Here is a 7,151-nt window from a genome sequence, read left to right as displayed (position 1 = left end):
TAGCATTACAGTTGCATTTTCGATTTGAGTTGTGCGCGTTGAGCGGCGGCCTGATGTGCTCGTCGCCAGAGCGACCATGCGATAATGGATGATGGATCAATGTGCGCGCGAGCAAGGCGGGTAGCGATGCGCCGGATTTCCTGAATCGACCATCGGATCAACTGTCGATCTTGCGCCTTGCGGGCCGCATCGTTTTTGGGGGCGGCACGGCGTTGGCGCGATGGCGGATAACCGCCACCATCGCGAAGGCGAGCATGACGAGCGATACATGGCGATGCCAGCCATGCCAGGATCGGGTCTCATTGTGGTCGAGGCCAAACTCGTTCTTGGCGGTTTCGAAACTGTCTTCTATCGCCCAACGGTGCCCCTCCACGGTGACCAATTTCTCCAGGGTCGTCCCAGCCGGACACCAGGTGGAGAAAAAAGCGAGGTCACCATCGGCGATGTTGCGGCGGATCATCAGCCCGCGGGTCCAGGTGCCGGCAAAGTCCGCGTCGAAATCATCGGCGTCAAGATCGGCGAGTTCGAGATAGGCCCAATCATGCAGTCTCGCGCCTTTGCTTCCCTCGCCTGCCGACAGCCGTCTCCAGGCCTCCTCCGGCAAGGCTTCGGCGATATCCTTTGCCGTTCCAGCCACGGCCAGCGACTTGTCCCATGAGCGGAAGGAATGGGTGGCGTTCACGCCCAGCACATAGCCCTTGCCTGCTCGTTTGAGGGCCATTTCGATGTCACCCACGCCATAGACGCTGTCGGCCGCCACCCAGGAGAACGGCACATTGCCAGCGATGGCGTGCTCGATCATGGTGAGCGCCAAGGCGGGTTTGGTGGCAAAGCGGACGTGTTCGGGCACATGCGCTGCCGCCAGACGATCCCGGTCATCCGTCCAGACTTTCGGCAGATAGAGCGCCCGGTCGATGAAGGCATGGCCGTGCCGGGAGACGTAAGAGGCGAACACGCCGATCTGGCAATTGGTGATCTTGCCTGCCGAACCTGTATATTGCCGACCGACCCCGCAGGACGCTTTGCCCTGCTTGAGAAAGCCGGTCTCATCAAGCACGAGGACGGCATCAGGATCCGCAAGCGTTTCGAGCGTGTAATCGCGTACGATGTCACGCAACCGATCCGCATCCCAGCGCCCCCGGCCCAGAATTGCCTGTTGCCGCCATGGACCAGGATCGCCTACCGCTTCCGCGCGCATCCAGCCCGTCTTGCGTCTTTCGTCCCCCAGCAGGCCATCCAAAAACTGCCCCGCTGAAGCTGCCACACGCTCCTGGGTGAACAACGGGCGCAGCCGTGCCTTCACTTCCCGTAACGAAGACGCCCAAAGTTCAAGCGTTGTCTCGACCGATGCACCTGTCATCCATGACCTCCGAATCATGGAAACTCATGGATTCAGATGTCAACCGAAAATGCAACTGTAATGCTAGGCCGAGCAGTTCTTGCGGATCGATGCCTGGTGCAAGGCTTCCTGCTGGCCTTTGAGGTTGGCGACCTGGGGCGCGATGTTGCCGCCCGAGAGCGTTGAGGTGGGCATGCCGAGGAAGAATACGCCGACCGCGTCGCCCGATGCGGCATCGTTCTGTGCCTGCGCTGCCTGAGTATATGCAGCGTCCACGCGGGCGCGCTCCTCGAGCAACTGGCTGCAGCTGAGGTCCATATAGGTCAAATGTGACACATAGGACGGCGCGATGGATTCCGGCCGCTTGGCGCAGCCAGCCAAAAGCACAACAGCGGCGAGCCCCGCAAAGGCGATCTTGGTGTTCATGATGTTCCCCCAAACTTGAGGGTGCATCATGATTACGAAATCCTTAACGGTCAAGCGGCTGCCCGCCCGAGGGAAGCCACGGCAAAGGGCGGACAGCCTAGGGAGAAACTCTGGCGTTGCGTCAGAGTAGACCACCGAACGGCTCAGGGCTGCGGCCGACCGATGGCCGAACGGCGAGCAGGGCGGGCCCACCGTCCTCGTGTAACCCGCTTCCCGTCCGATCGTATCCACGCCCTATCCTAGGTCAAAAGCCGCCCGCCCGGGCGGCTTTTTTGTATCCGCGATTCCAGAACCGAGGAGGTCCGCCATGCAGCGGCTCTATTCCCATTGGCGCGAGATCCCCGAGGGGACCTGGCGCTGGCCCAGCTTTTCGCCCGAGGAGATCGCCTGCCGGGGCACCGGGGCGATCCTCGTCCATGAGGAGGCGCTGGACCGCCTCCAGGCGCTGCGCGAGAAGATCGGCAAGCCGATGATCGTCAACTCGGCCTATCGGAGCCCCGAGCACAACCGCAAGGTCGGCGGAGCCCCCCGGTCGAAACACCCGGAGGGCCATGCCTATGACATCTCCATGGCCAACCACGATCCCGTCCAGTTCGAGAAAGAGGCCAATGCGCTCGGCTTTCTCGGCATCGGGCACTATCCCAATTCCAACTTCATGCATATCGACCTGGGGCCCGTGCGCCGCTGGAACGAGGGCGGGTGGTTCAAGCCGCGGCCGGACAACCGGTTCGGCGAGGAGGCGCCCAGGCCGCTCGAGCGCGCCAAGGCGGCGCGGGACACCGGGCTGGTCGGCGGGACAGGGGCAATCGTCACCGTCGCGCCCGTCGCGCTCGAGGCGCTGGAGGGGCAGGAGGATGCGTTCGGCTCGGGGGACTATGTCCGCATTGCCTTCGCGCTCGTCATCTTCGGGCTGACCGTTCTGATCGCGGTCCGCCAGCTGGGGCGCCGGTCATGATCGGGCTCGGCCCCTGGCCCCTGCGGATCGGGGCGGCCGCGCTGGCGCTCGCGGTCCTCGGAACGCTCTATCTGGCGGTCGAGCGTCGCGGCTATGAGCGGGCCATGGCGCGCTGCGAGGCGCAGCAGGCCGAGATCGAGCGCGCCAACCGGCAGGCCATCGAGAACGCGAACCGCCGGCTCGAGCGGCTCGCCAAATCCCTCACCGAGAAATCAACGGAGCTCGACCATGCGCTTTCCGAACTCGACCGGGCGGCCGCGGCCGGCCCTGGCGCTACTGACCTGTGCCTTGATGCTGTCGGCGCTCGCCGCCTGCAGTCCATCGGCCAGGGCGCCGATTGAGCTCCAAGCGCTGCCGGAAGATCTGACGCGCTGCGATCCGGCTCAGACCCTGGCCGGCCCACTCACCCGGGCCCAGGTCGAGCAGCTCTGGGCCCGGGATCGCGCCGCGCTGGTGCGGTGTTCGGGGCAGCTTGCGGCGGTCGCGGACTATCACGCGCAGCTGCGCGCCGAGCTCGGGGGGCGATAAGCGATGACCGAGGCGAACAACGACCGCGCGATCGGCCGGCTGGAAGGCAAGCTCGACGCGCTGATCGAGACGGTCAAATCCCAGGGAGAGAAGTCCGATGCCAGCCGCGCACGGCTTTATGACCGGGTGGGGAGCGTTGAGCGCAACACCCACGAGCTCGACAGCCGCATGCACACCGTCGAGGAGACCGTGGGCAAGATGCGTCCGCTGGTCGACGAATTCGGGCGGCTCAAGCAGCGCGGCGTGGGCATGCTGATGATCATCGGCTTTGTCTGGCTGCTGGTGGGCGGGCTGGTGGTCCAGGGGCTGGGGTGGGTCGCCGCATGGGCGATCCGCACCCTGGGCGGCCAATGAGATGGATTGACACCGCCACAGTGCTGATGGGCGGGCTGGCGATCGCGGTGATCCTTTACCTGGCCGCAGCCCTGTGAGGGCCGAGCCGCTTTGGAGCGGCTCGGCGAGCAGAAATCAACGATAGTTGTCTTCGATCAGGCACTTTTCGTCTTGCTTGATATCGCATGGTTCTGGCGAACTTCCACCCCGGCCGAGCTCGCTGTCGATAAACTTGCGGGGGTTGGGCGCCGACGTGCACGAGACGTAGGTGTTCCCGTTGCGATCGGTGTAGGTCGTCGTGACCTTGCCCGGCACCGTGCATTCCATCGTCGTCGGATCAACGCCATTGGGGTTGTAACCCATGGGCACGGTGATCTCGACGGCTCCGGCCGCTACGGTCAGGCTGAGTGCGGTCGCTGCCGCTATAAGGTATTTCATCTCGTCCTCCATCCGTGGCGAGGATGCCTCGCCTTGGCAGAGGGACACCGTTGCGTCCCCTAAGTCCGTGCTGGCACGGGCGGGTTTAAGGGCGGGTAAAACATTCCGCGAAGAAGTCGCGCGCGCAGGTTCTTTTGCTCTGGTGGGGTGGCCGACAGAGCCGGTTCACCGTGCTGAAACACACCGATGGGTGAGGGCCAAGTGGAGACCGGCCGCCATGGCTCTGATATGACCCATCCGTGTTAACTCAAGAAAAGGGCGACCCGCGGGCCGCCCTTCATTTCGGTGCTCGTCTTTTTCCTACCGGAAGACGTAGACGATCTGCCGGCTCTCCCGCTCGATCAGGACCGGCTGACCGTTAACGTAGACGTAATCATAATCGTAGTCGGGAATAGATTCGACCGTGACCGTATCGGGCACCTGAGCGCCCACGACGACCTCGCCTTCAAGGTATACCGGGTCCATCGGGTTGGACGTCACATAGGTGCGGGCGGACTCGGGCGGATCGATGACGACGCCGGTTGTGGCACCTATCGCGGTGCCTACCGCCGCACCTATCGGACCGGCGATAAGCGCGCCGGCGATTGCACCGCCCGCAGCTCCGGTCACTGCGGAGTCACCCGTGGTGTCCGGCTCGACCACGCCCACCAGTTCGGGCGCGCGTTCGGTGAGAACGAAAGTCTCCCCCGAGGATTCGACGATCAGATAGTCCGAATAGGCCCAGCCCGTGGTCCCGTTGTAGTCCACCTGGCACCACATGCCTTCCTCGAGGCACCCCGCAACGGAGGCCTGGGCACCGCCGTCGATCACGCCGATGGCTTCATACTGCGGGCCGGGACCAGAACGGATATTGAGCTCGGTGGTTGCGGTGGCTGTCGCCGTCTGTGCGAAAGCGGTTCCCGTCATCAGCAGGCCGGCAGTTGCGGCCAATACTGTCTTGGCAAAAGCGGATTTCATCTTGTTCCCTTTTCGTGGCAGAGGTTTTGCCCCTCGACGCATGGAAACGGTGACTGGAGTTTGTAGTTCCGCTTGGTTCAGGCAGTGGGGTAGAGAAAAATGTGCATTCTCAGTCCGGTGGCCGTCACCGCGCAACGGCCGCGCGTCCTTCCTGTCTGCGGGGCTGCAAGTGGTTCAATTGGCAATGCCGCTCAACCCTGCCCAGCAATGGCCTGTTTGATCTTGTGGCGCTCCCGCCGCGATCGGATCTGCTCGGTTTCAGCCGATCGGGGCGTAAGATGCCATCCCCGAGCTTCCCAATCAGCCGCAAAAGCCCTTCTCGCCCCCACGAGCAGATCATCCGAGGAGTAGTCGGCTGCAACCATCACCTCAACATGGATGGGATCCTCGCTGTTCTTGAGCCGATCCACGGCTTCGCCTTTTCGGCGCAGCACCGTTGCGATGAGGCTATCGAATGACCCGATGGAGGTATAGTCGCCGGGGCGCAGGGGGCCCTGCAGCGTTCTCTTGCGCGGATCATTGGGCCTTTCCTCCCCATCGAGCGAATCAACGTCGGTGACCGTATGGCTCGCGTTGAACTCTCCACATCTGAGGGTGACAATCACGATCTCGAGGTAGATCGATTCAGAGCTCATGTTGCTGACAAAGCAGGACGCATCCAGACCCGACCCGGCCGCGCGATTGATCACGATCTTGGGCCGCACCTGCCGCCGATAGCCCTGCAAAAAGACCTGCAGATACGCCACCCATACCAATAGCATTGCGACATTGGAGATCGTGTTGATGGTGTCGCTGTTGTCGGCTATCCACTGGAGCATGACGGGCCTGGCCTTGTGAACTGGGGTTCTGGCGCCTTCGTGCGGCCCGAAGGGCCGAGGCGATGAAGAGGGTGGAGATTGAATTCTATCTGGTTGGCGGTCGATCGGTCGGCATGTCCGCGAGTGCTTCGTACTCCTCGATCTCTCGCTCGAGCTCTTTGGCGAGGCTGGTCAAGCTGCGCGCGATGAGGAGGGACGGCAAACCGACATGGACGGCATCGGCCACCAGTGCGTTGAAGTTGGCCTCGATGGCCTTGCGACACGCGGATGCCGATGGATTCGCGTCTGGTGGAAAGGTAGGGCCGTCAACCATGGGCTCGATGCCAGAATGTGAGATCTGATCGGGCAACCTGTCACCCGCCTTGATACGACGCCAATGCGGGGAGAAGGGCATCGTTGCATCGGTCCCTTCCTTGCGACGAGGTCGGGGCGCGGGCATCGCATAGGTTGTGTCGTTGGCTGTCATGCGTCGGCGTGAGTCATCCGGAGGGCCAAAGCCGGAACCAAAAGGCCGCGGACGACCGCGTGCGCCTCCAGATCGGTCGCTTGCCCCAGCCTGGACTAACCTATGCAACGCTCGCGAAATATTCTGAACCACATCGGCCGCCGCAGGCTTGGCATCATGATGGGCAATGGAAAGCCCACCCTTCCAAATTCAAAGGAGTGCCACATGCTTCGCACATTACTGGCAACGACCGCCCTGGCCGCGCTGAGCACCTCGGCTGTCTTCGCGCAAGATGCCCAGCCCGTCCAGCAAGACGATGCCCGGCTTCAGTCCGAGGCACAACAGACAGGCGCCGGTCAGCAGGTTCAGGTCAACAGCGGCGATACGATCGTTATCCAGCCCGATCAGTCGGGTGCATTCACGCTCAACTTCCAGTTCGGCCAGACTGATGAAATGGCGGGCCAGGGCGTTGGCGGCATGGCCGGACAAACCCGGACAGACATTGGGTGGCAGCAGGATCTTCAGCCGCAGGAGCCCGAGCAGCTCTCGACCGACACCGTGATCGGCTCTGACGTCTATGGTGCCAATGACGAAAACATCGGCAACGTGACCGACGTCATTCTCACCGAAGACGGCGAGGTCGACGCACTGATTGTCGACGTCGGCGGATTTCTCGGTCTTGGAGCCCATCAGATGGCCATCGGACTAGACAACCTTCAATTCATGACCGATGCCAACCAGACTTGGTACGTCTTTACGCCGTTCACGCAGGACGAACTCGAGGCCCAGCCCGAGTACGACGAAGAGACCTATGTCGACCAGCGGCAGGACCAGCGTCTGACGGCGCAACCGCCCGCACAGTAGGCTCCGACAGCAATCGCAATATCCTGAAATCGCACTGGCCCGAGCTTT

10 protein-coding genes are annotated in these 7,151 nt (G+C 62.7%); 4 read left to right on the top strand and 6 right to left on the bottom strand.

Translation table 11 applies throughout. The features are described from left to right. Nucleotides 1-157: 157 nt before the first annotated feature. Together EO136_RS04755 and EO136_RS04750 are read right to left on the bottom strand one after the other, a co-directional pair. Nucleotides 158-1,378: an IS701 family transposase gene (locus EO136_RS04755; protein ID WP_127142641.1), complete on the bottom strand. Its 1,221-nt coding sequence runs from the start codon at nucleotides 1,376-1,378 to the stop codon at nucleotides 158-160. 45 nt (nucleotides 1,379-1,423) lie between these two features. After that, entirely contained in the window at nucleotides 1,424-1,765 is a 342-nt protein-coding gene (locus EO136_RS04750; protein WP_127143320.1) for a hypothetical protein, read from the bottom strand. 307 nt (nucleotides 1,766-2,072) lie between these two features. Here EO136_RS04750 and EO136_RS04745 point away from each other — a divergent pair, with 307 nt between their 5' ends. The 3 genes from EO136_RS04745 (at nucleotide 2,073) to EO136_RS04735 (ending at nucleotide 3,602) form a co-directional block, all read left to right on the top strand. Further along, on the top strand, nucleotides 2,073-2,720 hold the full coding sequence (locus EO136_RS04745) for a YcbK family protein (RefSeq protein WP_127143319.1): 648 nt from the start codon (nucleotides 2,073-2,075) through the stop codon (nucleotides 2,718-2,720). Beyond that, nucleotides 2,717-3,061, top strand: a complete 345-nt coding sequence (locus tag EO136_RS04740) for a hypothetical protein (RefSeq protein ID WP_127143318.1) — start codon at nucleotides 2,717-2,719, stop codon at nucleotides 3,059-3,061. The genes EO136_RS04745 and EO136_RS04740 overlap by 4 nt, the downstream gene beginning before the upstream one ends. Nucleotides 3,062-3,251: 190 nt before the next feature. Continuing rightward, complete coding sequence (locus EO136_RS04735; RefSeq protein ID WP_127143317.1) at nucleotides 3,252-3,602, top strand: DUF1515 family protein; 351 nt, start codon at nucleotides 3,252-3,254, stop codon at nucleotides 3,600-3,602. Between the two features lie 114 nt (nucleotides 3,603-3,716). Here EO136_RS04735 and EO136_RS04730 read toward each other — a convergent pair whose 3' ends face one another. The 4 genes from EO136_RS04730 to EO136_RS04715 form a co-directional block, all read right to left on the bottom strand. Beyond that, nucleotides 3,717-4,019 carry a hypothetical protein gene (locus tag EO136_RS04730; protein ID WP_127143316.1) on the bottom strand — a complete coding sequence of 101 codons (303 nt, stop codon included), beginning with the start codon at nucleotides 4,017-4,019 and terminating at the stop codon, nucleotides 3,717-3,719. Between the two features lie 300 nt (nucleotides 4,020-4,319). Continuing rightward, the gene (locus EO136_RS04725; RefSeq protein WP_127143315.1) at nucleotides 4,320-4,976 is read right to left on the bottom strand and encodes a DUF1236 domain-containing protein; all 657 of its coding nucleotides are present in this window, start codon (nucleotides 4,974-4,976) and stop codon (nucleotides 4,320-4,322) included. 191 nt (nucleotides 4,977-5,167) lie between these two features. Further along, nucleotides 5,168-5,794 (bottom strand): hypothetical protein, encoded by a 627-nt coding sequence (locus EO136_RS04720; RefSeq protein ID WP_127143314.1) that lies wholly within the window; start codon nucleotides 5,792-5,794, stop codon nucleotides 5,168-5,170. An 85-nt stretch (nucleotides 5,795-5,879) separates the two neighbouring features. After that, entirely contained in the window at nucleotides 5,880-6,260 is a 381-nt protein-coding gene (locus EO136_RS04715) for a hypothetical protein (RefSeq protein ID WP_127143313.1), read from the bottom strand. A 204-nt stretch (nucleotides 6,261-6,464) separates the two neighbouring features. On the opposite strand from EO136_RS04715, the gene EO136_RS04710 reads away from it, so the two are divergent. Next, on the top strand, nucleotides 6,465-7,103 hold the full coding sequence (locus tag EO136_RS04710; RefSeq protein ID WP_164730440.1) for a PRC-barrel domain-containing protein: 639 nt from the start codon (nucleotides 6,465-6,467) through the stop codon (nucleotides 7,101-7,103). Nucleotides 7,104-7,151 lie beyond the last annotated feature (48 nt).

The sequence above is a fragment of the Pelagibacterium montanilacus genome (genome assembly GCF_003992665.1).
Taxonomy (GTDB): domain Bacteria; phylum Pseudomonadota; class Alphaproteobacteria; order Rhizobiales; family Devosiaceae; genus Pelagibacterium; species Pelagibacterium montanilacus.
The sequence above is the reverse complement of the archived record's forward strand: the minus strand, read 5'-3'. Positions and strand labels throughout refer to the sequence as shown.